Origin of the sequence: Blautia sp. Marseille-P2398 (genome assembly GCF_964240315.1) — a bacterium.
Taxonomy (GTDB): Bacteria; Bacillota; Clostridia; order Lachnospirales; family Lachnospiraceae; genus Blautia_A; species Blautia_A wexlerae.
In genome coordinates this window covers 162571-188238 of the sequence record NZ_CAXSTD010000001.1, presented here as the reverse complement: position 1 = coordinate 188238, position 25668 = coordinate 162571, and the positions used below count along the sequence as shown (strand labels likewise).

At 40.5% G+C, this 25668-nt stretch carries 24 protein-coding genes; 23 read left to right on the top strand and 1 reads right to left on the bottom strand.

The features are described 5' to 3' along the window. Positions 1–256 precede the first annotated feature (256 nt). From ACESZG_RS00850 to ACESZG_RS00765, 18 genes are all read left to right on the top strand, one after another. Positions 257–1735 carry an efflux RND transporter periplasmic adaptor subunit gene (locus ACESZG_RS00850; RefSeq protein ID WP_020994015.1) on the top strand — a complete coding sequence of 493 codons (1479 nt, stop codon included), beginning with the start codon at positions 257–259 and terminating at the stop codon, positions 1733–1735. Beyond that, positions 1732–2403, top strand: a complete 672-nt coding sequence (locus ACESZG_RS00845; RefSeq protein WP_008703710.1) for an ABC transporter ATP-binding protein — start codon at positions 1732–1734, stop codon at positions 2401–2403. The genes ACESZG_RS00850 and ACESZG_RS00845 overlap by 4 nt, the downstream gene beginning before the upstream one ends. 5 nt (positions 2404–2408) lie before the next feature. Next, entirely contained in the window at positions 2409–4430 is a 2022-nt protein-coding gene (locus ACESZG_RS00840) for a hypothetical protein (protein ID WP_173704533.1), read from the top strand. 19 nt (positions 4431–4449) lie between these two features. Then, entirely contained in the window at positions 4450–5709 is a 1260-nt protein-coding gene (locus tag ACESZG_RS00835) for an ABC transporter permease (protein ID WP_055053991.1), read from the top strand. Between the two features lie 297 nt (positions 5710–6006). Then, positions 6007–6264, top strand: coding sequence for an HPr family phosphocarrier protein (locus tag ACESZG_RS00830; protein WP_008703704.1), 258 nt, complete (start codon positions 6007–6009; stop codon positions 6262–6264). A 54-nt stretch (positions 6265–6318) separates the two neighbouring features. Then, entirely contained in the window at positions 6319–7935 is a 1617-nt protein-coding gene (gene ptsP, locus ACESZG_RS00825; RefSeq protein WP_368261937.1) for a phosphoenolpyruvate--protein phosphotransferase, read from the top strand. A gap of 208 nt (positions 7936–8143) precedes the next feature. Continuing rightward, positions 8144–9016: a DegV family protein gene (locus tag ACESZG_RS00820; protein ID WP_055053989.1), complete on the top strand. Its 873-nt coding sequence runs from the start codon at positions 8144–8146 to the stop codon at positions 9014–9016. Between the two features lie 24 nt (positions 9017–9040). Next, positions 9041–10807, top strand: coding sequence for an arginine--tRNA ligase (gene argS, locus ACESZG_RS00815; RefSeq protein ID WP_026648788.1), 1767 nt, complete (start codon positions 9041–9043; stop codon positions 10805–10807). A 423-nt stretch (positions 10808–11230) separates the two neighbouring features. Further along, entirely contained in the window at positions 11231–12487 is a 1257-nt protein-coding gene (locus ACESZG_RS00810) for a serine/threonine protein kinase (protein WP_368261938.1), read from the top strand. Continuing rightward, entirely contained in the window at positions 12471–13499 is a 1029-nt protein-coding gene (locus ACESZG_RS00805) for a hypothetical protein (RefSeq protein ID WP_173704538.1), read from the top strand. The genes ACESZG_RS00810 and ACESZG_RS00805 overlap by 17 nt, the downstream gene beginning before the upstream one ends. A 66-nt stretch (positions 13500–13565) precedes the next feature. Then, positions 13566–14213 carry an HAD-IA family hydrolase gene (locus ACESZG_RS00800; RefSeq protein ID WP_008703695.1) on the top strand — a complete coding sequence of 216 codons (648 nt, stop codon included), beginning with the start codon at positions 13566–13568 and terminating at the stop codon, positions 14211–14213. A 68-nt stretch (positions 14214–14281) separates the two neighbouring features. Next, positions 14282–15052 (top strand): lysostaphin resistance A-like protein, encoded by a 771-nt coding sequence (locus ACESZG_RS00795; protein WP_368261939.1) that lies wholly within the window; start codon positions 14282–14284, stop codon positions 15050–15052. 45 nt (positions 15053–15097) lie between these two features. Beyond that, a complete protein-coding gene (locus ACESZG_RS00790) occupies positions 15098–15865 on the top strand; it encodes a pseudouridine synthase (RefSeq protein WP_118575549.1) in 768 nt (255 codons plus the stop codon). A 215-nt stretch (positions 15866–16080) separates the two neighbouring features. Beyond that, positions 16081–16824, top strand: a complete 744-nt coding sequence (rpsB, locus tag ACESZG_RS00785) for a 30S ribosomal protein S2 (RefSeq protein ID WP_055153048.1) — start codon at positions 16081–16083, stop codon at positions 16822–16824. Between the two features lie 100 nt (positions 16825–16924). Continuing rightward, on the top strand, positions 16925–17863 hold the full coding sequence (gene tsf, locus ACESZG_RS00780) for a translation elongation factor Ts (RefSeq protein WP_008703687.1): 939 nt from the start codon (positions 16925–16927) through the stop codon (positions 17861–17863). Between the two features lie 472 nt (positions 17864–18335). Further along, positions 18336–18863, top strand: coding sequence for an O-acetyl-ADP-ribose deacetylase (locus ACESZG_RS00775; RefSeq protein WP_055054004.1), 528 nt, complete (start codon positions 18336–18338; stop codon positions 18861–18863). 182 nt (positions 18864–19045) lie between these two features. Beyond that, positions 19046–19420, top strand: a complete 375-nt coding sequence (locus ACESZG_RS00770; RefSeq protein ID WP_243872894.1) for an SGNH/GDSL hydrolase family protein — start codon at positions 19046–19048, stop codon at positions 19418–19420. 24 nt (positions 19421–19444) lie between these two features. Further along, positions 19445–19708 (top strand): hypothetical protein, encoded by a 264-nt coding sequence (locus ACESZG_RS00765; RefSeq protein ID WP_008703683.1) that lies wholly within the window; start codon positions 19445–19447, stop codon positions 19706–19708. A 273-nt stretch (positions 19709–19981) separates the two neighbouring features. Here ACESZG_RS00765 and ACESZG_RS00760 read toward each other — a convergent pair whose 3' ends face one another. Further along, the gene (locus ACESZG_RS00760; protein WP_373217367.1) at positions 19982–20830 is read right to left on the bottom strand and encodes a hypothetical protein; all 849 of its coding nucleotides are present in this window, start codon (positions 20828–20830) and stop codon (positions 19982–19984) included. 199 nt (positions 20831–21029) lie between these two features. Here ACESZG_RS00760 and ACESZG_RS00755 point away from each other — a divergent pair, with 199 nt between their 5' ends. From ACESZG_RS00755 to ACESZG_RS00735, 5 genes are all read left to right on the top strand, one after another. Continuing rightward, a complete protein-coding gene (locus tag ACESZG_RS00755) occupies positions 21030–21572 on the top strand; it encodes an RNA polymerase sigma factor (protein ID WP_173704885.1) in 543 nt (180 codons plus the stop codon). Next, positions 21566–22672 (top strand): DUF4179 domain-containing protein, encoded by a 1107-nt coding sequence (locus ACESZG_RS00750; RefSeq protein ID WP_373217365.1) that lies wholly within the window; start codon positions 21566–21568, stop codon positions 22670–22672. The genes ACESZG_RS00755 and ACESZG_RS00750 overlap by 7 nt, the downstream gene beginning before the upstream one ends. A 381-nt stretch (positions 22673–23053) precedes the next feature. After that, positions 23054–23437, top strand: a complete 384-nt coding sequence (locus ACESZG_RS00745; RefSeq protein WP_195278046.1) for a glycoside hydrolase family 95-like protein — start codon at positions 23054–23056, stop codon at positions 23435–23437. 275 nt (positions 23438–23712) lie between these two features. After that, positions 23713–24231 carry an RNA polymerase sigma factor gene (locus ACESZG_RS00740; protein ID WP_368211143.1) on the top strand — a complete coding sequence of 173 codons (519 nt, stop codon included), beginning with the start codon at positions 23713–23715 and terminating at the stop codon, positions 24229–24231. Continuing rightward, positions 24231–25658 (top strand): DUF4179 domain-containing protein, encoded by a 1428-nt coding sequence (locus ACESZG_RS00735; RefSeq protein WP_368211144.1) that lies wholly within the window; start codon positions 24231–24233, stop codon positions 25656–25658. The genes ACESZG_RS00740 and ACESZG_RS00735 overlap by 1 nt, the downstream gene beginning before the upstream one ends. Positions 25659–25668: the final 10 nt, after the last annotated feature.

The window sequence follows — 25668 nt, the reverse complement described above, 5'->3', positions numbered from 1 at the left end:
CTGTGCAACTGTTTGACAGTTACTATTCTGTTTATTTTAACAGATTTTGTACTGACTGTCAAAAAAGTGAAAAAGATGAACGAAATTCATAAAAAAAACGTGAAAAAATTGTGAAAAATGTTGCCATTTAGTTACAAAGCTTTTATTTTAAGACGGAATCTGATATGATAGGAAAATGAATAATAATAATATAAAGAAGCAGTAGTGTATAATAGATGTTAGCCCGAACAAGGTGACAATATCAAGGAGGCAATTTATGAAGAAACGTATTATTATCGTTTTGGGAATCCTGATCGCAGCAGGCGGTATCGGAACCGGAGTCTGGTATCACTTTAAAGGAAACGGTCAGAGTGGAACCGGTGATTCTATTGTGTATGTGTCAAAAGTAAGTGTGATCACCGGATCTGAAACAACAGCGGTAAATCGGTTTGCCGGTGTGGTAGAACCGCAGAAAACTGTAAACGTAAAAATAGAAAGTGGACGAAAAGTAAAAGAAGTGGAAGTTAAGACCGGAGAAGAGGTAAAGGCCGGACAGCTTCTTTTTGAATATGATCTCAGCAGTATTGAGGATGATCTGAAGCAGGCGCAACTGGATCTGGACAGATTAAAAAATGAACAGATCAGCCTGACAGAACAGATAGCTACGCTGGAAGCGGAGAAGAAAAAAGCAAAGGCCGAAGATCAGTTGTCCTATACCATTGAAATCGAGACTAACAAAATGAATCTCAAGAAGAATGAATATAGTCAGAAGAGTAAACAGTCTGAAATTGATAAACTTCAGAGCGCAACACAGAATACAGAGGTTCGAAGTGAAATAGATGGTGTGATACAGAAAATTGACACTTCCAAAATGACAAGTGACGACGGTGATTCTGTGGATGACAGCAGTGCAATGGACAGTAGCATGTCGTCAGGTGACGGAAGTTCGGACAGTTCTGCATTTATTACAATTCTCAGTACAGGTGCTTACAGAGTAAAAGGTAAAGTTAATGAACAGAACAGGGATTCTATTGTACCCGGAGAGGCAGTGATCATCCGTTCCAGAGTAGACAGCAGTAAAACATGGAAAGGAACGATGGGATCCGTAGATGTGAATAATGGAACTTCAGATGACAGCAGTAATGATATGTATATGGGTATGGCAAGTACCAGTTCCGATGATCAGACAACGTCTACTTCTTATCCTTTTTATGTGGAATTGGATTCCTCTGAGAATCTGATGCTTGGACAGCATGTGTACATAGAACGTGACATCGGACAGGATGAGAAAAAAGACGGTCTGTGGCTCAGTGATTACTATATTCTGGACACAGATACCAATGAACCGTATGTATGGGCAGCCAGCGATAAGAACAGACTGGAGAAGCGTTATGTAACACTTGGAGAACATGATGATGATCTTGGAGAATATAAGATTGTTGAGGGCCTTACAAAGAAAGATGCGATTGCATTCCCGACAGCGGCTCTGGAAGAAGGCGAAAAAACAGAGATCGGAGATCTGGCTCAGACAATGAGCGGAGGCGCGGACGGGATTACAGATATGGATGCTGATCATGGAAATATGGATGATGAACAGCCAGATTCCGCAGATGGGGAAGCCTATACAGATCCAGATATGGAAGAGGGTTCTGAAGATGACAGTTCGGATGACTCGATTGATCCAAATGAGGAACTTGTACCAATCGATGAGGCACCTGGTATGAGCGCAGGTGAAGACGTGGAGGGGATCGAATGATACTGGAATTAAAGGGTATATATAAAGAATATCAGCAGGGTAAAATGAAAGTTCCGGTATTAAAAGACGTGAATTTCTCCATGGAAGAAGGAGAATACGTGGCAATTATGGGACCATCCGGTTCGGGAAAAACTACTCTGATGAACATTATCGGATGTCTGGACAAGCAGACAGAGGGGACTTTTTTTCTGGATGGAGTGGATATTAAGGCGTGTTCGGAGAATGAAATGTCAGATATCCGGCTGAATAAGATAGGGTTTGTTTTTCAGAGTTTTCATCTTCTCCCTAAGCAGAGTGCTCTGGCAAATGTTGAGATGCCATTAAATTATGCGAGAGTACCTAAGAAGGAGAGAAGAGAACGCGCTCTGAAGGCACTTGACAGAGTGGGCCTGGCGGACAGAGTGGATTTTAAGCCAAATCAGCTTTCAGGAGGTCAGATGCAGAGGGTTGCCATTGCCAGGGCGATCGTCAATAACCCGAAACTTCTTCTTGCAGATGAACCTACAGGTGCTCTTGACAGTAAATCAGGTGCGCAGGTTATGGAACTTTTCCAGAGACTGAATGATGAGGGGGTATCTGTATTGATGATCACCCATGATGCGGATATTGCCGCACATGCGAAGAGGGTGGTTACGATCAAAGATGGTATCCTTCAGGAAAAGAGGTGATCTTCATGGGCAAAGTAAAGAAAATCCTCGCAGGAGTGCTTGTGGTGGTAATCGCAGGAAGCGGAATTACAGCGGGATTGATGCAGCTGAAGAAAAACAGCCAGAAAACAGTGGCGGTTACTCCTGTGAGCGGATTACTGCAGGAATTTTATACACCTTCCACCACGCTTGACGGAACCATTACATCCAGTGCAACACAGACAGTAAACGGTGATAAAGACCTGATTATTGATCAGATTTATGTGACAAAGGGAGATGCCGTAAAAAAAGGGGATCCTCTGGTTTCTTTTGATACTACTCTGGTGGAAATGGAACTGAATATAGCAAAGCTGAAAAAACAGAAACTGGAGCAGGATTTAAATAAAGCAGTGAACAGACTGAACAGCCTTCAGAATGGTGGACCTGTAGAGGAAACAGATGCGGGTACAGATGCCGATAACCTGAATTCAAAAACAGGAAGCACTAATAATGATACAGGCGATGATGATATGACGCCGGATAATACGTTATCATCCACAGCAGATATGTCCGGTAATTATCTGGCAGCAGCCATGCATCCGTTTTTGTTATCTGCTTTTACAGATGGAGATGCAGTGGATAATGCGGGCTCAGACAATTCTTCATCCAAGGCAGATTTACCGGGAGATGATGCTTCAACAGATACCGGAAATACAGGCGGTTCATCAGACGGAACATCTGCGGATAATGATACTCCGGTATATTCGGATCCCTCAGCGAATGGATTCAGTGACGGAGAGAAGGATGATTTTAATTCAGGAAAAAATGATACACCGGAATTATCACCAACGCCAACGCCAACACTGGATGATCGTACCACATATTTTGATCCTTATTACCGAAAAGGTGATCCGAATATCACAGATGGTGACGAGCCATTTTATCAAAAACTGGATGCAGATTCCGTTCCGTTTACAGGAAGTGGCACAGAGGACGATCCATATGTATATCTGTGTAGCAGTGCAAAAGAAAAAGTAACAGTAATGGGTTCATTCTTTAATAAACTTGCAGGATACAGTCCTGATGGAACCAAAGTTGTTAATCAGGGTGGTTACTGGTACCGTCTGGAATTTCATCAGAATGATACAATAGCGGACTATGATGATCTGAAAACCTCCTGCACAGGTTATTATCTGGTAAACGGAAGTTTTCTGGAGAAACCGGTATATGAATTTGCAGAGGTGGAATTTACACTGGCAGATGCAGATAAATATGATGAGAATCCAGATGATGGAGGAGATGATAATCCTGGTGGGAATGATGAACCTACCGGAACCCCTGTTTCCAGGACAGATGCTATTAAGTATCAGAAGAGTAAGATTGCCAGTCTGAAGCTGGATCTCCAGGAAAGCGATATCAAGATATCACAGCTGGAAAAGAAAGCTAATAAAAAGCTTATCACTGCAAAACTGGATGGTACGGTTACTTATGTGGGGGATTCCGGAAGTGGTGAGACAACTGACGGTAAGGCTCTGATCAAGATAAAAAGCAGTGATGGATTTTATGTGGTAGGTTCTGTGAGTGAACTGATGCTCGATGATTTTAAAGAAGGCACAAAGCTTAATTGTACAAGTTATACCAGCGGATCTTTTGAGGCAGATGTTATGGATGTTTCGGAATATCCTGTAACCGGTAACAGTTCTTATGGAGGCAGCAATCCCAATGTATCTTATTATGCATTTACAGCAGTGGTGACTGATAAAACTCTTCAACTGGAGGATCAGGACTGGGTTACTGTTAATTATGAAGCATCTGCTGCAGAGAACATTATGGTCATCCAGAAAGCTTTTGTCAGAAATGACAATAATAAAAACTATGTATATAAAGATGATAAAGGAGTCCTGAAGAAACAGGAGATTTCTGTGGGTGCAGCTGTAGACAGCGGTTACAGTGTGATTGTCAAAGGTGGGCTCAGTGAAGATGATCTGATTGCATTTCCTTATGGAAAAGATGTGAAAGAGGGCGCAAAGACAAAAGAAGTTACTCTGGATCAGATGTATGGATATTAATTGAGAAAGGAGACATTTTATGCTTGAAAATATACGCCTGGCTTTTCAGGGAATATGGTCACATATGATGAGATCCTTCCTGACTATGCTGGGTATCATTATTGGTATTGCGTCTATCATTGCAATTGTTTCTACCATCAAAGGAACCAGTGAGCAGATTAAGGAAGACCTGATAGGTGCAGGTTCCAATACAGTAAATATTTATCTGTATGATGGAGATAATCAATATGATGCGGAATATGGAAATTCTTCAAAAGCACCGATTCTGACAGATGATGTAAAAGAAGAAGTGAAAGATCTGGACCATGTTGAGAATGCAACTTTTTATTATAACAGTACCAGCGCATCTATTTATAATAACAATAACAGTCTGGAAGGCGGAAGTGTTTACGGGATTGATGTGAACTATCTGGCTACCTGCGGATATGTGATTCAGTCAGGACGAGGATTTGTAAAGGATGACTACAAAAATTACAATAAAGTTGCGCTGATCGATGATAATGCGGCACAGAATCTGTTCCCGTCACAGAACCCGGTAGGGCAGACTGTGGAGATCAATCAGGAACCATATACGATTGTGGGAGTGATCCGGCAGGATGAGAATTATCAGCCGACGATCAACAGTATTGACGAATATTACACTTATTATCAGTCAATCGTTGGAAGTGTGATGATTCCGGACAGCTGCTGGCCGATTTCCTTTAAATTTGATGTTCCTCAGAATGTAATTGTGAAAGCAGACAGCACAGATACTATGAGTACGGTGGGAAATGCAGCAGCAGATGCGCTGAATAATTTAATTGCAGCCCTGAATACAGGTGGAAATACAACCATGAAATACAAAGCTGAAGATATCATGGAGCAGGTTAAGAATATGCAGAAGCTCAGTGAGAGTACAAATAATCAGCTGATCTGGATTGCAAGTATTTCTCTCCTTGTGGGTGGTATTGGTGTCATGAATATCATGTTGGTTTCTGTTACGGAGCGTACCAAAGAGATTGGTCTGAAAAAGGCTATCGGGGCACGTAAGAAGACTATTCTGGGACAGTTTCTGACAGAGGCTTCCGTACTTACCAGTATTGGCGGTATTATCGGAGTAATAACAGGAATCGGGCTGTCGAAAGTGGTGGGAAAGGTTACCGGTTCGCCTACTGCGATCAGTGTGCCATCAATTGTGATCGCAGTATTGTTTTCTACAGTGATAGGCGTGGTATTTGGACTGCTTCCCTCTGTGAAAGCAGCAAATTTAAATCCTATTGATGCGTTGAGAAGTGAATAAACACTGCATAGATAAAACAGACTTGATGTACAATACCTTTGTATATTGAGTCTGTTTTTCTGTAACATTTTTAGTTACTGTTTACTGGTAATATCCTGCAAAGCGTGTTATTGAAAACGAAGTGAACAATAACCATTTTTCTGTGGATTTTAAACAGAAAAACAATCAAATTTGTATAGATGTCAAGGAATGTGCTAAAATTTGTACAAAAAATAAAAAAATATGGAAGTACAAAGACAGGTTGTGCTATAATGGAGTATCTCAAAAAGAATTATTTATACAGGAGAAAGTTCGCGGATGGTATCATTTACCTATATCATCAAAGATAAATTTGGAATACATGCAAGGCCCGGACTGCTTCTTGTGCAGGAAGCTGGAAAGCTTACGAGCAATATCACTATTTTTAAAGGAACAGACAGTGGTGATGCGAAGCGGATGTTCTGTGTTATGAATCTTGCAGTAAAACAGGGAGATCAGATAACAGTACATGTGGAAGGCGAGAATGAAGAGGCAGATGCCGAAGTAATGAGAGAGTTTTTGAAAAATAATCTGTAACTGTGAAGATGTCAGACAGTTATGCCATAATCTTTAATAAGGAGAATTGGAGTAATGAAAGTATTAGAAGGTAAGTCCGTATTTTCAGGAATTGCAATTGGAAAGATTTCTATTTTGCAGAAAGCAGACACAAGTGTAAAGCGTACGAAGGTAGAAAATCCGGAGGCAGAGATCACACGTGTGCAGGAAGCAAAAGAGAAAGCAGTTGAACAGCTTCAGAAACTGTATGATAAGGCACTCCGGGAAGTTGGAGAATCAGGTGCTGCTATTTTTGAAGTGCATCAGATGATGCTGGATGATGAGGACTATCTGGATTCTATTGATAACATTATCCGTACGGAGAATGTAAATGCAGAGTATGCAGTAGCAACAACAGGCGATAATTTTGCAGACATGTTTGCGCAGATGGATGATGACTACATGAAAGCAAGAGCGGCAGATATAAAGGATATTTCAGATCGTCTGGTACGTGTATTATCAGGACACGATGAGGGAGATATGGATGCTGCAGAACCATCTATTATCGTTGCTGAGGATCTGGCTCCAAGTGAAACTGTACAGATGGACAAGAGCAAAGTTCTTGCATTTGTTACAAGGAAAGGTTCTTCCAATTCCCATACAGCAATCCTTGCAAGAACTATGAATATCCCGGCGCTGATCAATATTGAATATGATGACAGCATGGATGGGAAAATGGCAGTTGTAGACGGTAAGACCGGTTCTCTTATTGTGGAACCGGATGCAGATACCCTGAAGAAATATCAGGATCAGAAAGACGAGGAGTTGCGCCAGAGAGCAATGCTCAAAGAATTAAAAGGCAAAACTACAGAGACAAAGAGTGGACATAAGATTCATCTGTACGCAAACATCGGAAGCACAGGCGATGTAGCCAGTGTACTGGCTAATGATGCAGAAGGTATTGGTCTATTCAGAAGTGAATTCATTTATCTGGAAAAAGATAATTATCCGACAGAGGAAGAGCAGTTCCAGATTTATAAAGCAGTAGCACAGAATATGGCAGGAAAGAAAGTAATCATCCGTACACTGGATATCGGCGCAGACAAGCAGATTGATTACTTTGATATGGCACACGAAGAGAATCCGGCAATGGGTTATCGTGCAATCCGTATCTGCCTGGACAGACCGGAAGTATTTAAGACACAGCTTCGTGCACTGTTCAGAGCAAGTATGTTCGGAAATATCTCCATTATGTATCCGATGATCATCTCTGTAACAGAAGTAAAACAGATCAAGGCTATTGTTGCAGAGGTTAAGAAAGAGCTGACAGAGCAGGGCATTCCGTTTAATGATGACGTAGAGCAGGGTGTAATGATCGAGACACCGGCTGCAGTTATGATCAGTGATCTTCTTGCAAAAGAAGTTGATTTCTTCAGCATCGGAACTAACGATTTAACACAGTATACACTGGCAATCGACCGTCAGAATGCAAAACTGGATAATATTTATGATTCTCATCATGAAGCTGTACTTCGTATGATCCAGATGGTCATTGATAATGCACATAAAGAGGGAATCTGGGCAGGAATCTGCGGAGAGCTCGGAGCAGATACTACATTGACAGAACGCTTTATACAGATGGGGATTGATGAATTATCTGTATCACCTACATTTGTTCTGCCGGTACGTAAGATCGTAAGGGAACTGGACTAATTCTGGCATAAATATCGCAAAAGAATAGAAACAGGCAGTCAAAATTCCGCATGGGTCAATCTATGCGGAATTTTTTTGCAATAAATTAGCGGTTCCTGATTGTGATACATAAAAAAATATGATAAACTGAACATAGTCTGTAATTTTATGAAAAGATAATTGATACATAAAAAATCTGAAGTGGATCAGAAGCAAAGGAGATATGAATATGGGAAAAATTGCCATTGTCACAGACAGTAACAGCGGCATAACACAGGACCAGGCAAGAGAACTTGGAATCAGCGTAATTCCAATGCCTTTTTATATTAACGAGAAGCTTTATCTTGAAGGAATCACTCTTTCACAGGAAGAGTTTTATGAGAGACTTAAGAATGATGAGGCTATTTCTACTTCACAGCCGGGGCCGGCAGATGTATGCGGACTCTGGAATACATTACTGGAAAAGTATGATGAAGTAGTGCACATTCCAATGTCAAGCGGACTGAGTGCATCCTGCGATACAGCAATGGGACTGGCTCAGGAATATGACGGAAGAGTACATGTAGTAGACAATCAGAGAATTTCTGTTACGCAGAGACAATCTGTACTGGATGCCCTCACATTAAGAGATGCGGGCAGAAATGCGACACAGATCAAACAGGTTCTGGAAGAGCAGAAGCTGGATTCCAGTATCTATATTACTCTGGAAACTCTGAAATACCTTAAGAAAGGCGGAAGGATTACTCCTGCAGCAGCAGCAATCGGAACAGTTCTGAACCTGAAACCTGTGCTTCAGATCCAGGGTGAGAAGCTGGATGCATATTCCAAAACAAGAGGCAAGAAGCAGGCAAAACGTGTCATGCTCAAGGCTATACAGAATGACTGGGAGAACCGCTTCACAGAATACGTAAAACGTGGCGAAATGTGCCTGCAGTCTGCTTATACAGGAAATCAGGAGGAAGCAGAGGAATTTAAGAAAGAAATTGCCGAAGTATTCCCCGGAATTGAGATTGTGCAGAATCCGTTATCATTAAGTGTTGCATGCCATATCGGACATGGTGCTATTGCAGTTGCATGTTCAAGAAAAGTGGTAGTAGAATAAAACAATCTGAGGAGTTAGGAAAGAATGAAGAAACTTATGGAACAGATGGCGGAAGAACTTTCCGCAGCATTTGAAAAATCCGGATACGACCCATCCTACGGAAAAGTAACCGTATCCAACAGACCGGATCTTTGCGAATTTCAGTGCAACGGTGCTATGGCAGGAGCCAAAGCATACAAGAAGGCACCGTTTATGATCGCTGATGATGTAGTAGCATACTTAAAAGACAGCCAGGTTTTCTCCATGGCAGAAGTCGTAAAACCGGGATTTATCAATTTAAAAGTAAAAGGTGAATTCCTTGCAGATTACTTAAAGGAAATGGCAGCAGACGAGAAACTTTCCGTATCTGCAGCAAAAGAGCCGAAGACGATCATCATCGACTACGGTGGACCAAACGTTGCAAAACCTCTTCATGTAGGACACCTTCGTTCTGCAATCATCGGAGAAAGTATTAAGAGAATCGGTCGCTTTGTAGGACATAAAGTAATCGGTGATGTTCATCTGGGAGACTGGGGTCTTCAGATGGGGCTGATCATTACAGAACTGAAACACAGAAAACCGGAGCTGGTTTATTTTGATGATTCTTACACAGGAGAGTATCCGGAGGAAGCACCATTTACGATCAGCGAGCTGGAAGAAATCTATCCATGTGCAAGCGGCAAGTCCAAAGAGGATGAAGCGTACAGAAACGAAGCTCTGGAAGCAACTCATCTTCTTCAGCAGGGCAAACCGGGATACATGGCTCTCTGGAACCATATTATGAACGTATCCGTTACAGACCTGAAGCGCAACTATGACAAATTAAATGTGTCTTTTGATCTCTGGAAAAAGGAATCCGATGCACAGCCATATATTCCTGGAATGGTTGAGGAGATGAAAGAAAAAGGATTCGCTTATGTAGACCAGGGTGCACTTGTAGTAGATGTAAAAGAAGAGAACGACACAAAAGAGATTCCTCCATGTATGCTTCTGAAATCAGACGGAGCTTCTCTTTATACAACTACAGACCTTGCAACAATCGTAGAGCGAATGAAATTATTTAACCCGGATGAGATCTTGTATGTGGTAGACAAACGTCAGGAACTTCACTTTATCCAGGTATTCCGCTGTGCAAGAAAGACCGGGCTTGTAAAAGATGATACAAAGCTTTCTTTCCTTGGATTCGGAACCATGAACGGAAAAGACGGAAAACCGTTCAAGACAAGAGAGGGCGGCGTTATGCGTCTGGAAACTCTCATTAAAGACATCAACGAAGAGATGTTTACCAAGATTGTTGAGAATCGCAGCGTGAAAGATAAAGATGCGAAAGAAACTGCAGAGATCGTAGGGCTTTCCGCAATCAAATACGGTGACCTTTCCAATCAGGCTACCAAGGATTACATTTTTGATATTGACAGATTTACATCATTTGAAGGTAATACAGGTCCGTATATCCTTTATACGATCGTTCGTATCAAATCTATTCTGAACCGTTTTGCAGAAGAGGGCGGCAACCTTGAAGCAGGTACAATCCTTGATCCTGTAAACGACAGCCAGAAGAACCTGATGCTTCAGCTGACAGGTTTTGGTGCAACCGTAGAGAACGCCTTTGAAGAAAAAGCACCGCATAAGATCTGTGCATATATTTACGAAGTATCCAATGCATTCAACAGCTTCTATCATGAGACAAAGATCCTCAGCGAAGAGAACGAAGCACAGAAAGCTTCCTTCATCCAGTTGCTGAAACTCACTAAGAAAGTTCTGGAGACATGTATCGATCTTCTTGGATTTTCTGCACCGGACAGAATGTAAAAATAAGATTCATCAATAAATCAACTTGTTGGTATACTAGTTACTGTTCACACACCACTATCCTGCGAGGTGTTTGGGCATGAATATGCCAAAATCCCGAGACATACAAGCCAAAATTTCATTGCCGCAGGCAATCTGGAATGAATTTTGGCTACGTTACTGAGAACGGAGTGAACAGTAACGTATACTAAGCCCTGTTTACATATATTGTAAATGGGGCTTTTCAAAAAGAACGAAATGTGCTATCATGTATTTATCTAATCTATACGTGATGAAATTCTTTCATCACATTTTCCATTTTTATTTTAAACGAATTGTGAATATCTGCTTGGCTCAGATAAACTGCGGAGCAGTTATTCGGTTATGAGCAAGTAGCGAATCTGATGATTTTATCTGTTTGACAATTGAACAGGAGGTGAACCAGTGAATTTATCTGGAACTGTATTAAAAGGGCGTTACTGTATTCTGGATCCTGTTGGAAAAGGCGGCGGAGGGAAAGTTTACCTTGCCAGAGACCTGGAACTGGGCGTTTTGTGGGCGGTAAAAGAAATACCGGTATCCGACAAAAGTGAAGCCCGTATGCTTTTGAAACTTTCGCATCCGTCTTTGCCAAAGATGATAGATTACATAGAAGATAACCGAAAATGTTACCTTGTTATGGAATATGTCAGGGGAAAATCTCTGGGTGAGTATTTAAGAGGCGGAAAACATTTTTCCATAAATGAAATCGTTAAATATGGAATGGAGATTTCAGATGTATTCTCCTATTTTCATGGTCGGAAACCACCGGTTTATTATGGAGATCTGAAGCCTGACAATCTGATGCTGGGTGAGAATGGAAGATTATATCTGATCGATCTGGGCGGTGCTGTAAACGGATATAAATATCACCATAAAGTATGTACAGGCACTGCCGGTTTTGCTGCGCCGGAACAATATGAGGGAAAGATAAATGCAGCAACAGATATTTATACATTTGGAAAAACATTATCTGCCTTATGTGGAAAAACAGATTGTCTGTTATTCATCCGAAACATGTCATTATTCTGGCTTATTTTCAGATGCTGCATGAAGAAACCGGAAATGCGTTATCAAAATATGAAGACTGTACAGAAAAAACTAAGCAGAATCCAGAAGAGACAAAATCAGAGTAAAATTAAAAACATGTTGGTTTTGGCAGGGAGCAGTATTGTTTTTGCAGTAATAACTGTTTTTCTTCTGTTTAGTTCTGATCTGGTATCCGGCTCCAAAACATTTGATTTTTATGAAGAGCTAACTGATATTACAGACCTTTATTATCAGGAAGAATTTCAAAACGGCAGTAAAGCGGACAGGGAAAAAATTTGTGAACAGGCAGATACCGGACTGCGGAAATTACAAAAACAATGCACTGAAAAAGAGGAGTCAAGAAAGATATTACAGATTCTGGCAGTAAACAGTGAGTACCAGGAAAATTATGAAAATGCAGGATTCTACTATGAGCAAATGCTTCTTTATGATGAAACTTACAGAGCCGGATACGGTGAATATGGAATGTTCCTGTTCCGTACCTGGCAAAAGGAAGCCGGTCAGGCACTATGGACAGAATATAAGTCGAAAGAAACAATGTTAGACGATACAGTCAGCAGAAATCTGAGATTGTGGGAAAAGGAGATGACTAAGAGTGAAGAAAAATCATAACAGACTCTGGATTGTGACATTTGTATGTTTATGCCTGTGCCTGACTTCGACTATCTCTGCCATGCAGATGGGAGGTTTTGATATTGATGTAGGAAATGGAGAAAACAGCAGCTGGCAATGGCATGAGGAACAGCAGTGGAATCAGAGCAGTTGGGAGAATACATGGGAAAATAACCGGCAGACTGGAGACAACACATCAGAAACTCCTGCACAGAACGATCAGACGCAGGACAATGGATATCAGTATGATTTTGATACAGGAAACGGAACACAGGATAATATACAGCAATGGAATGGTGTACAGCAGAATAACACTGACTGGAATAACAGCAGTCAATGGAACAATAATTCTCAGTGGGATAATAATTCTCAGAATAATAATGTCCAGAATAATAATGCCCAGAATAATAACGTTCAGAGTAATAATGCCCGGAATAATAATTCTGCATGGAACGCTCAACCTCAGACAGATAACAATATGCAGATAACATCCCGGACGGATAATGAATCCGCTGTTAAGATATCAGAAAAACCCACCCCAACATCAATACCTGTACCAACACCTAAACCTGCGAAAAATCCGAAGCCGACAAAAACACCCAAATCAACTCAGCCCCCAACTCCTAAGCCGTCAAAAAAGAAAAATAAGAAGAAACAAAATAAAGCAAAGAAAACAGAAAAAGAAAACAAGAATACAGGTAATTCCAAAGTGTTTCAGAATAAAGAAAACCAGGGGGATACTGTTGAATACACGCATGTAAAAGATGAAGCTGTTAAGTTTCATTGCACACAAAATACAGATAGTTTCCATACCCCGCGAATTCAGATAATATCCCGGGGCTCTGTTCAGATTCTTTCTTTTCGGCTTAACAAAACAGAATGTCCCTGGCATTGGGAAGGAGACTGGATCATACCGGATACGGAAGATGAAAATGTAAAAGAAATAGAATTGTTGGTTATCTCTCAAGGCGGAAAGCTGATAAAAATGAATCCCCGGATTTTTTCCTCATAGACGCTTCAGGAAAACAATGCTATAATTTATCATATTATATCAATTTTTCTGAGACAGGAGGAACCTATGTACAAAGTAATTTTGTTTGATTTAGATGGAACATTAACAGAATCCGGAGAGGGTATCACGAAATCTGTTCAGTATGCACTGGAGAGAATTGGAAAGCCTGAACCGGACCTTGAGAAACTGAAGGTTTTCATAGGACCGCCGCTTATGGAGATGTTTATGCAATATGCACAGATTGATGAGGCAACCGCAAAACAGGCGGTGGAAATTTACAGAGAACGCTATTCTGTGACAGGAATCTTTGAAAATGCCGTATATCCGGGAATTGAGAACATGCTGGCACAGTTGGAGAAGAAAGGATATATTCTCGCAGTAGCATCCTCTAAACCGGAAGTATATGTGAGACAGATCCTGGATCATTTTGGACTTACCCGGTACTTCACAGAAATCGGCGGAAGCGAATTGAATGGTCGAAGAACAAACAAGACAGAAGTGATCGAAGATGTTCTGAAACGTCTGAATATGGACAAACACAGAGATCAGGTTATTATGGTTGGAGATAAAGAACATGATGTATACGGAGCACGCAAAGCTGGCCTGGAATGTATTGCAGTTTCTTTCGGATATGGAACTGAAGAAGAGCTTAAACAGGCAAAACCTCTGAAAATCGTTGATTCTGCAGAAGGAATCGTAGATTTTTTCGCCTGAGCCCTCTGCGAAAACAAAATATTGTTTCTAAAATCTGGAGGGCAGGATATCCGGCAGGAATCCATTTTGTGATTTCGCAGATCGTTGCAGGGACTGCGTTGGCAGTATTTGCAAGAACAGCAGAAAATTCGGCAGAGACATACTATAATTACACGATTTTTCTCACAGGCTTAACAGGAATCCTGGCTATGATCCCGGCATTGTATTTTTATCGAAGAGATAAAGTTAGAAGAATTGCCAGCGGCCTGATCCCGGCGCAGAAAAAAGTACCGCTTTCTATATCGGAAACAGTTCTTTTACTTCTGGCAGGAGCCGGATTTGCACAATATGGAAACTTCCTGATGGCAATACTTCAGTCATTTATCAACAGCACCACCTATCAGGAGAGCATGACCAGAATTACAGAAGGAAAATCACTTCTTATGATGATTTTCTGGATGGGAATTATTGCACCTGCGGCGGAGGAAATGATCTTCCGCTGGTTAATCTATCTGCGTCTGCGTGACTGGCTGAAGATGCCGGTGGCAGCAGTGATTTCCGGGTTGATATTTGGTATCTATCACGGAAATATCGTACAGGGAATTTACGCAAGCATCCTCGGAACTGCATTTGCATGGATACTGGAAATGAGTGGAAATATTTACAGCAGTATGCTGCTCCATATGGGAGCAAACATCTGGTCACTGCTTATCTCAGAATATGCACTGGATCTGTTTTCCATGAAATACGGTGTGCAGATTTTGATATTGATCTATCTGATTCTGCTGGCCGGCGTAGTGTGCTGCCTTACTCATTTCGAAAAAGTGTACAGTGTAAGAAAAAAGAAGAGAATGATATAAAAAAATCTGCCATAGAAAGCAGATGATAATCAACAGGAGAATGTGATGGGAAAAGCAGTTCGTCTTGATAAGTTTCTGGCAGATGCAGGAGCAGGGACCAGAAGTGAGGTAAAAAAATATATTCAAAAAGGAAAAGTCCGGATCAACGGTGTGCCTGCAAAGAAACCGGAGATCAAGGTCAGTGAAGAGGATGAAGTAATTCTGGATGGAAACAGAGTTTCCAGGGCACCGGAATTCGTCTATTATCTTCTGCACAAACCTGCAGGTTATGTCAGTGCAACAGAGGATAAGCGTGACAGAACAGTGATGGAACTGGTGCCGTCAGACAGGAAAGATATGTTTCCTGTAGGAAGACTGGATAAAGATACAGAGGGCCTGCTTCTGATCACAGATGACGGAGCACTGGCACATGAACTTCTTTCTCCGAAGAAGCATGTAGACAAAACTTACTATGCTGTCACAGATGGCTGCGTGACAAAAGAGGATGTACAGAGATTTGCTGAGGGTCTGGAGATTGGAGAAAAAAATCCGACTATGCCTGCGAAACTGGAAATCCTCAGAACCAGAAAAGTGGAAGAGGCAGAACTGGAACAGTATCCGTCAGGATGGTCTTCGGAAATTCAGCTTACGATCAAAGAAGGCAAATTCCATCAGGTCAAGCGAATGACAGAAGCAGTAGGAAAGAAAGTGGTCTATCTGAAACGAATTTCCATGGGAGTATTAACATTGCCGGATGACCTGAAAAAAGGAGAATGCCGTCAGTTGACTGCTGAAGAAGAGAAAAAACTGAAAGACAGCATTGGCAGATCCTGAAAAACCTGTAAAAATAATAAAAAATTTGCAAAAAACCCTCTTTACATGGAGGGTTTTTGTATGCTATACTACAGAAGTTGCGAGTCATGCGCATCTATTGTGCATGCAAAAATATACACGTTCGGAGATTCCCGCGGATGGTGCCCTGCGGTGTGAGGCTGGGTCCCCAGGAAAAAGAACCGGGCGGAAGAAATTAACCAAAAAGGAGAACAAACATGAGCGTTATTTCAATGAAACAGCTTTTAGAAGCAGGCGTACATTTCGGACATCAGACAAGAAGATGGAACCCTAAAATGGCTCCATACATCTACACAGAGAGAAACGGTATCTACATCATCGACTTACAGCAGTCTGTAGGTATGGTTGACGATGCTTACAATGCAATCGCTGATATCGTAGCAGACGGTGGAAGCATCTTATTCGTAGGAACAAAGAAACAGGCTCAGGATGCTATCAAAACAGAAGCAGAGCGTTGCGGACAGTTCTATGTAAACGAGAGATGGTTAGGTGGTATGCTTACAAACTTCAAAACTATCCAGAGCCGTATTGCAAGACTGAAAGAAATCGAAGCTATGGAAGCTGATGGAACATTTGACGTTCTTCCTAAGAAAGAAGTTATTGAGCTGAAAAAAGAACTTGCAAAATTACAGAAAAACATCGGCGGTATCAAAGAAATGAAGAGACTTCCGGATGCAATCTTCATCGTAGATCCTAAGAAAGAAAGAATCTGCGTACAGGAAGCTCATACATTAGGAATCCCGCTTATCGGTATCTGCGATACAAACTGCGATCCGGAAGAACTGGATTATGTAATTCCGGGTAACGATGATGCAATCCGTGCAGTAAAATTAATCGTTTCCAAAATGGCAGACGCTGTTATCGAAGCAAAACAGGGTACTGCAGATGTAGACGGTGAAATCGAAGCTGAATCTGAAGAGTTCGCAGCTACAGAAGAATAATTTTTTGAACCAGTACAGGAAAGCCGACAGGCTTTCCTGTCATTGAAAAAGGAAAAGCCCCTCCGGGCGATTTACGAATATTATTCAGGAGGAAAATGAAATGGCTATCACAGCAGCACAGGTAAAAGAATTAAGAGAAATGACCGGCGCCGGAATGATGGATTGTAAGAAAGCTCTTACAGCTACAGAAGGTGATATGGATAAAGCAGTAGAATTCCTTCGCGAAAAAGGTCTTGCTACAGCACAGAAGAAAGCAAGCCGTGTAGCAGCAGAAGGTCTTTGCAAAACTTTAGTTTCCGAAGACGGAAAGAAAGCAGTTGTTGTAGAAGTTAACGCTGAGACAGACTTCGTAGCTAAGAATGAAAAATTCCAGAACTACGTTGCAGATGTAGCAGCTCAGGCTATGAACACAACAGCAGCAGATATCGATGCTTTCCTTGCAGAAGCATGGGCACTTGATACAACTAAGACTGTTAAAGAAGCTCTTGCAGCTCAGATCGCAGTTATCGGCGAGAACATGAACATCAGAAGATTTGCTCAGGTTACAGAAGAGAACGGTTTCGTTGCTTCCTACACACATATGGGCGGTAAGATCGGTGTTCTTGTAGACGTTGAAACAGACGTAGTTAACGATGCTGTTAAAGAAATGGCTAAGAACGTAGCAATGCAGATTGCAGCTCTGAAACCACAGTACACAAGCGACAGCGAAGTAAGTGCAGAATACATTGAGCATGAGAAAGAAATCCTTATGGCTCAGATCCAGAACGATCCGAAAGAATCCCAGAAACCGGCTAAGGTTATCGAAGGAATGATCACAGGACGTATCAAAAAAGAGCTTAAAGAAATCTGCCTTCTTGACCAGACATACGTTAAAGCTGAAGACGGAAAACAGTCTGTAGCTAAATACGTAGAGCAGGTTGCTAAAGAAAACGGTGCTAAGATCACTGTTAAAGGTTTCGTACGTTACGAGACAGGTGATGGTATCGAAAAGAAAGAAGAGAACTTTGCAGAAGAAGTTGCAAAACAGATGGCACAGTAATCTGGTTTTTGCAGAACTTTAAAAAGAGTCTTAAAACCCTTGAAAATCCAGTATTTTCAAGGGTTTTTCTTATATACACCACTTCATATATTGCATTATAAATTCATGTAACTTTTTAAACGGATTTTCGTAAAATGTTCGTCATGGTTTTCGTAAAACCTGCGTACGAACTTCTTAACGAAAACTTCGCATGATTTTTAAGAAAAATGTGGCGATTTCGGTAGCTAACTATAAAGCAATTTATAATACTTGCAGGAATAGAGGTTCAAATTGCAAAAGGATTTGGGCAGTAGTAGGAAGGTTGGAAATGTGGTATGATTGAGAACAGGACATAAGAGAAAACAGGAACTGAATAGAGTGTGAGTAAAGAAGAAATCTTTGAATATGTGCAACAGCAATATGGAACACTCCCAGAATATCTATGGAGCAAATGACATTTTGGAAGAATACAGAAAGTGTGAGTAAAGAAATTATGGAATTGTTGAAAACAATCAGAGGAGACATTACAAAAATTACAGATGTTCAGGCAATCGTAAATGCTGCGAATAATTCACTTCTTGGTGGCGGAGGTGTGGATGGAGCAATTCACAGAGCAGCAGGACCAGAACTTTTGGAAGAATGCAGAACATTACATGGATGTGAGACAGGGAAGGCAAAAATTACAAAAGCATATAAGCTCCCTTGTGAGTATGTTATCCATACAGTAGGACCAATATGGAATGGTGGGAATCAAAATGAAAAAGAATTACTTGCAAGCTGTTATTTATCTTCTATGCAGCTGGCACTGGAACACAAAATCAGAAAAATCGCATTTCCGTCAATTTCTACAGGAGTGTATTCATTTCCGGTTGGACTTGCAGCAAAAATTGCAGTAAATACAGTTGCTGGATTTTTGAAGGAACATCCAGATGATTTTGATCTGGTGGAGTGGGTTTTGTTTGATGAACATACGGAATTGGTTTATGCGATAGAAGTAAATGCGCATAATAAAGGAATATAGAAGATGAGAATATTGATGTTAGGAAACAGTTTTACAACGGCAAATCATATGCCGGACATGTTGGCTGAGTTGACCGGTGCAGAGATTGTGCAACATACCCGTGGAGGGGAACGATTGGCAGATCAGTTAAATCCGAAAACAAAGATGGGAAAGCGTACACAGGAAGCTTTGCAAAATGAAAAATGGGATTTTGTCATTTTACAGGAAATGAGCATGGTCCAATTACATCAAAAGCCAGTTTCCTTGAAAATGCAGAAAAACTCTGTGAGAAGATCAGGGAGAATGGAGCAAAGCCAGTTTTTTATGCGACCTGGGCATATCAACGTGGAGGAAAGAAGTTGGAAACTTTTGGAATGGATTATGATGAGATGTATCAGAAACTGTATGAAACTTATCACCTAGTAGCAGATAGAAACCATACTTTGATTGCAGATGTTGGAAAGAAATTTTATGAACTTTCAGATAAAGTAAATCTTTATGCGGATGATGGGTGCCATCCAAATGAAAAAGGTTCCCAGATAGCAGCAGAGATAATTGCAGAAGTCTTGATGAATTGAATAACGTGATATGAAAAAAGCAGCTTGATTATCGAGTTAGTTACTCTCGGTTCAAACTGCTTTTCTTTTGGGCTTTATCTCTCATACAGGAGTATTGTCATCATCAAGTTGGAAAATATCGGCTATCTGGGATTCTATTTTTATGAAATCGTGGTGCCACAGGCAAAAGAAACTGCTTTGTCCATGGCTGCGGATGGAATGAAAGCTGAAAAAATAGCCCACTATCTTAAAGTAAGTGCTGCGATGGTTCAGAACTGGATCGATGAAAGTATGAGTGTTGTACAATAATTTAATGATATAATGAAGAGAAGTTGCCAGGAGATAAGAAAAATCTCTTGGTGGTTTTTGGGAATTAAACCTATGATTTTTTTGTAAAATAGTTCTATAGAACTACTACTTGATTTGCAGATTCTGTATCTTTCAATTATCCATAGGTATACTAATTTTAGGGATTTTTTTAAAGTTTAAACTATCTTCATTTTGCGGCAAAAAATAAATTTCATCTTTCAATTACTACTGGGGATGTCGAAATGTGGTATTAACCGACATCCTCTTATGATATCATCCTGCATATCTAACTTCCATAAATTGTCTTTCGTTATCAGAAATCGGTGGATTTTCCAGCGCTTTAATCCAGTAGATTTCTCCATCGCATTCTAACTGAATATACATCTTTTCGTTTATGAGTGCGCATTTAATGATTTTTGTTAATGATCCGGTTTTCAGTGTTGTGTTCACCGCAGTAGCGCCTGGTCTGGCATATGCCGGAAGATCACTGTTTACTGTGAAATGTCGGCTGCTTCCATCTGCGGAATATATTTCTTTGTAAGATCCATATCTGCTTGTCGGAACAAATTTTCCATTGACATATTCGTAGGTGAAATTAATTGCATTGATACCAAGAGAATAAGAAACGATGCTCTCTGTAATTACAATCTTATTTCCATTTAAGTTGGTAACTTCACCTATGCGATGGTTTCCGTATCCTGCCATAATTTCAGTGAAATCAAGGGCCTTTCTGAACTTTCCGTTTGTGTATTTTAATAATGCACATACAGGTCCGTCACCATTCTCGGCTGGTGCATAGAGATATAAAAACGGCTGTCCGTTTTTCAATGTATAAATATTTGCTATAACATTATAAAAACGTGTATTTTTTAATCTGTAAGCTGTTTTTCCATTAACCGATACAGTAAGTGACGAATATGCTTCATCGTCGGTTTGATTGGCTGCTCTGATTCTGATTTTATCTTTCGTTCCATCACCGGTAACATCATATGCTGTGTATGTCCGATTTGCTTTTAATTGGACCCCATTTGCCGTTGCTTTTACGGGTATGGAGAAGATAATTGCAAAACCAATTGCCAGAAACATGGTAAGCACAGAAATAAAACTAATTCTTTTTCTCATAAAACATGACCCCTTTCGTGTAGGAATTGCTATAATTTTTATATTTTTATTGTATCATTGTATATGTGCAAATTGTATTTTTTAAGTTACAAAATCCTGAGATAATTTTATGAGAACCAATCCTCTTCCCGATGCATCTAATTAGTGTAAAAGTAAACACGTGTAGTAATCCGGCTGGACAAAAGGAGAAGACAAAGTTATGACAAAAGATGTATTTATTAAGGAGGTTCGGGATGCAGAAGCCATGCTGTATCATATATCAAAGTCCATTCTGAAGAATGATTCTGATTGTGGGGATGCTGTGCAGGAAACAATTCTTAAGGCATATGAGAAACTTCCCACCTTAAAGAAAGAAAAGTATTTTCGAACATGGATCACAAAGATATTGATCAATGAATGCAATGGGATTCTTCGGAAAAGAAAAAATGTTATTCCATATGAAGAATATATGGACAATATGAGGCTGACTGAGGAGGACAGATACAGTCATCTGTATATGGCGATTATGGAACTTCCGGAGGATCTGAGGATTTTGGTAACATTGTATTATTTAGAAGGATTCTCACAGAAAGAGATCAGTGAGGCTCTGGATATTCCGGAAGGAACGATTAAAAGCAGACTTTCCCGTGCAAGAGATTTTTTGAAAGCACAGTTATCCGATGAAGAAGAGAAAAGACCGATGCCTAGGAAAAACAGCAAACTATCAAAGAGAATAACAGGAAAGGGGAAAATGTCATGTTAGAGAACAAATGGAATAATATAGCACCGGAAGTACCACAGGATTTTCATGATAAATTTGAAGAGACACTGAGACATATTGAGCAGGCAGATGCAGTTGATAAAAAATACAAAAGAAAAAGATTCAGTGGCCGATTACTGATTGCAGCAGCAGTGATCTGTACAGGCATGGGAGTAACAGTGGCGGCAAAAGAGTTCTTTAAATGGAATGACCATCTGTTAAAAAGACTGGAACCCTCTGAGGAACAGCAGGAAACGATGCAGGAATCAAACTATATTCAGAATATAGACCAGTCTGTAACACAAAATGGTGTGACGGTTACCCTGACAGATTCTATTCAGGATCAGGGATTCCTGTATGCTTTTTTTGAAGTGAAAACAGAGGACAGTATTTCTATGACTGATCATACTTCTTTTGAGGAGATGACACATTTTAAAATTGATGGAAAAGAAGTATATGCAGAAGATGATGACAGATTTGGAAGCCTGAGTACAGGTGTGAGCCAGGATAATCTGCTGAACTATGATCAGGATTCGGCACATTCTAAATATTTCACAGCAGGGATTTCTTATGACAGTGATTATAATCTGAGTAATAAAACTGTAGAAATCACATTGAAGAATCTTACGGAGGAAGGGGATTATGATAAGACTGTTATTACAGATGGAACATGGGATTTTAAATGGACTCTGGGTGCAGTAAAGCCTCCGACAACTCTGGAAGTGAACCGGAAATGTGATTTTGGAGGTTATGAAATCACAGTGAAAAAAATGGAAGTAACGCCCCTTTTATGGTCATTATATCTTGATTATGATGAAGCTATGAAGGTGTATGAAGATGAGAAAAACAAGTTTGAGTACACAGGTACAGATTATGGCATGGATCTTTATGGCAGAGCTAATATTGACCAGGTGCGTTATAAAGATGGGACAGTTTTAACACTTGACTTAACCATGGGAGGCATCGCTGGCGGTGGAGAAAAACAGGATAAGGAAAATGGTGTCCTGATCATCAGAAACAGCTTCCCGCAACTGGTTGATGTAGATAACCTGCAGGCGGTACATTTTGGGAACATTGACCAGTGGCTTGAAGTGCGGGAATAATAGTTTTTTCGGTGATATAGAAAAATCCTCCCATAATTAGATAATGAGAAAATACAAAAAGAACCGATACAAGGTCTTTGCAAGACTGATATTGGTTCTTTTTGGCTAAGTCTGCCAACTGTAAAATTTTGTTTATATATTAACGCATCCTGTTCATGTACAGGAAACGGATTCTAGCGTATACTGAAATTATTGATTACAAGGTCTACATGAACTGCAAATACAGATTCCGGGTTATATCCGGAAGCCATATTTTGCACTTACCGGTAAAATCTGTAATAGTTGGCATAAAAGTTCATTACATATTCGATATAAGCTTTAAATTTTTTCATTGTCTGTTCCTCCTCTTCTTTACGGGACGGGGAACATGCACTGGGGCTTTTGAAAAACCAGCTCCGTTATACCAGGGAGGAAAATATCTCCTGTGTGGGAGGCGGCATTTATCCCAACATGCTGTGTGCACACCCTCCGTTCCAGATTGATGGGAATTTTGGCTTTGCAGCTGCAGTTGCAGAGATGCTTATCCAGAGCAGGAAAGGGTATATCCTGTTACTTCCGGCACTTCCGGATGAATGGAAGGATGGAAAAGTCCGGGGAATGAAGGCACAGGGTGACATCACAGTTGATTTTGAATGGAGAGAGGGCAGGATACACAGGGTTCGCCTCTGTTCTTCCCATGAGCAGAAAGTAACGCTGGAATGTAATGGAATTTCGAAAACAGTATTTTTAAAACCTGATGGGACAGAGAATATGATTTTTGATTGATCTGTCCTGAGGGGCTGGAATCATTGGAAGCCGTATCATGTAAAAATACATGGTACGGCTGTTTTTAGTACCTGGAATATTTTATAACACCTTGACTGATAATCATGAAAAGCATGAAAGTGTTCAAACTAATCTTTTGGGGATTTTCTGAGATTGTTAAAAAAAAGTGCAACTTTTTTGGGAGTTTGCACGTCTAATAAGTAGAAGCACATAAAGAAAAGCTTTTATACAATATTTCCTGATGACCGGTCTGATATAGGAGAAAGGAGACGACAATGAATGAGATTTTGATACGAAAAGCAAAGAAAGGCGATAAAGATGCTTTTTGTCGGCTTATAGATGAGAATGTACAGAGTATGTACAAGGTTGCAGCGGCATATCTGAAAAGTGATGAAGATGTTGCGGATGCAATACAGGATACGATTCTTTCCTGCTATGAAAATTTGAAAAGTCTGAAACAGAACAGATATTTCAAGACATGGATGATCCGAATTCTGATCAATAAGTGCAAGGACATGATACAGAAGAAAAAGCTGGTTACTTATACGGATCAGATGCCGGAAACGCCTTTTCACGAAGAAAAATATGCAGCAATGGAATGGATCCAGGCCTTAGAGCCATTGGACAGTAAATACCGCTTGGTTGTTCTTCTATACTATATGGAAGGATTTGGTATCCGGGAAATCAGTGACATTCTGGATATGAAGGAAAGCACTGTAAAATCTCGTCTTTATCGTGGCAGAAAACAGATTGCAGAGATGTATGGATATAAGGTTAAGGAGGGACGTGCCTAATGATGACTTTAAATTATAATGAGAAAGACTTCCAGAAAAAACTTCAAAAGGACATAGAAATGCCGGAAATCGTGCATGAACATATTAATCAGGCATATCGTTTGATTGAAAATAACGCTGTTTTACAGAAAAAAGCATCAAAGGATCCATATCATTGGATGAAAAGTGGAGGCAGGATAGCAGGAGGGATGGCAGCGGTACTGGCAGTAGGATTTGTATTCTGTGCAATCAATCCGGTAATGGCAAAAAATATCCCGGTTGTAGGAGGACTCTTTGAAATTTTACAGGATAATGTGAGTTTCTTTGGTGACTTTTCAGATCATGCAACAACTTTGGAAGCTGTTGATGGAACGAAGACAGACAGCAGTGAAACAGATGGAGCCAAGAACGGCAACACCAATAGTGGTGCTGCTTACACTAAAACTGCAGATGGGCTGACAATTACATGCTCTGAGGTGTATGCTAACAGTCAGGCGATTTATGTGACCATGCAGTTTAAAAGTGATACACAATTCCCGGAGACAGAAACTTTGGCGGAAAATGGAACACCGGTCATTGATCTGGATATGACTGGCGGTGTGGACTTTAATTCAGAAGCTAGTCCGGTGATCGACGGCCAGGTGGAAGGACAGTTTCTGGATGACAACACCTATGCATGCATTTTCCGTTATGATCTTGCTCAGGCGGCAAAAGACTATACGGAATATAATGAGAAATACGATGAAATGACACAGCAGGTAATGGATGAGATGGGAATAACTCAGGCGGACTTAGATGATCAGACGGATGAAGGTTATGCGCTGTTGGAAGAGTTTATCAATAAAGTATCTGAGCGTGGTGGAGCATATCAGAAGTACATTAAAGAAATTGATATTCCAGATACCTTTAACCTGCATCTGGATATTACCAAGGTAAGAGGACTGGAAGCAAACTATCAGTGGTCAGAAGAGGATGAGAAAAAATATGGAACGGATGCTGGCTACTACAAATATGAAGGTGACTGGAGCTTCGATATCCCGGTTACGGTAGATGATTCCCAGACAGAAGTATTGGAACTCAATGATACAAACGATGCAGGTATTGGACTTAAATCGGTGATTCGTACTCCATATGAATTGACGGTAAATGAACTTTATAAGGAAGGTTCCAACAGTGATTGCTTTATGGTAGCTCTTGATGCCAATGGAAACACACTTCCGTACAATGAGTCTACTGGAAATTGTAATAACTTCGCAATTCAGGACAGAGATATTTCTACGGTAGATATTTATTTTCTGGATTATGTCCAGTATATGGATGAGCTGAAAGGCCAGCAGAATTTTGATAATCCTACGAAAGAGGATGGACAAAAATGGAAAAAACTTCTGGAGGAGAATGCGAAGTACCATAAGACATTGCATTTTGACAATGACAATGTAAAAAACTAGTTGATGTAAA

Excerpts from the sequence above, each read along its gene's own strand:
- ACESZG_RS00850 (WP_020994015.1), top strand. The coding sequence starts at position 257 with ATGAAGAAACGTATTATTATCGTTTTGGGAATCCTGATCGCAGCAGGC.
- ACESZG_RS00845 (WP_008703710.1), top strand. The coding sequence starts at position 1,732 with ATGATACTGGAATTAAAGGGTATATATAAAGAATATCAGCAGGGTAAA.
- ACESZG_RS00840 (WP_173704533.1), top strand. The coding sequence starts at position 2,409 with ATGGGCAAAGTAAAGAAAATCCTCGCAGGAGTGCTTGTGGTGGTAATC.
- ACESZG_RS00835 (WP_055053991.1), top strand. The coding sequence starts at position 4,450 with ATGCTTGAAAATATACGCCTGGCTTTTCAGGGAATATGGTCACATATG.
- ACESZG_RS00830 (WP_008703704.1), top strand. The coding sequence starts at position 6,007 with ATGGTATCATTTACCTATATCATCAAAGATAAATTTGGAATACATGCA.
- ptsP (WP_368261937.1), top strand. The coding sequence starts at position 6,319 with ATGAAAGTATTAGAAGGTAAGTCCGTATTTTCAGGAATTGCAATTGGA.
- ACESZG_RS00820 (WP_055053989.1), top strand. The coding sequence starts at position 8,144 with ATGGGAAAAATTGCCATTGTCACAGACAGTAACAGCGGCATAACACAG.
- argS (WP_026648788.1), top strand. The coding sequence starts at position 9,041 with ATGAAGAAACTTATGGAACAGATGGCGGAAGAACTTTCCGCAGCATTT.
- ACESZG_RS00800 (WP_008703695.1), top strand. The coding sequence starts at position 13,566 with ATGTACAAAGTAATTTTGTTTGATTTAGATGGAACATTAACAGAATCC.
- ACESZG_RS00790 (WP_118575549.1), top strand. The coding sequence starts at position 15,098 with ATGGGAAAAGCAGTTCGTCTTGATAAGTTTCTGGCAGATGCAGGAGCA.
- rpsB (WP_055153048.1), top strand. The coding sequence starts at position 16,081 with ATGAGCGTTATTTCAATGAAACAGCTTTTAGAAGCAGGCGTACATTTC.
- tsf (WP_008703687.1), top strand. The coding sequence starts at position 16,925 with ATGGCTATCACAGCAGCACAGGTAAAAGAATTAAGAGAAATGACCGGC.
- ACESZG_RS00775 (WP_055054004.1), top strand. The coding sequence starts at position 18,336 with ATGGAATTGTTGAAAACAATCAGAGGAGACATTACAAAAATTACAGAT.
- ACESZG_RS00770 (WP_243872894.1), top strand. The coding sequence starts at position 19,046 with ATGGGATTTTGTCATTTTACAGGAAATGAGCATGGTCCAATTACATCA.
- ACESZG_RS00760 (WP_373217367.1), bottom strand. The coding sequence starts at position 20,830 with ATGAGAAAAAGAATTAGTTTTATTTCTGTGCTTACCATGTTTCTGGCA.
- ACESZG_RS00755 (WP_173704885.1), top strand. The coding sequence starts at position 21,030 with ATGACAAAAGATGTATTTATTAAGGAGGTTCGGGATGCAGAAGCCATG.
- ACESZG_RS00750 (WP_373217365.1), top strand. The coding sequence starts at position 21,566 with ATGTTAGAGAACAAATGGAATAATATAGCACCGGAAGTACCACAGGAT.
- ACESZG_RS00740 (WP_368211143.1), top strand. The coding sequence starts at position 23,713 with ATGAATGAGATTTTGATACGAAAAGCAAAGAAAGGCGATAAAGATGCT.
- ACESZG_RS00735 (WP_368211144.1), top strand. The coding sequence starts at position 24,231 with ATGATGACTTTAAATTATAATGAGAAAGACTTCCAGAAAAAACTTCAA.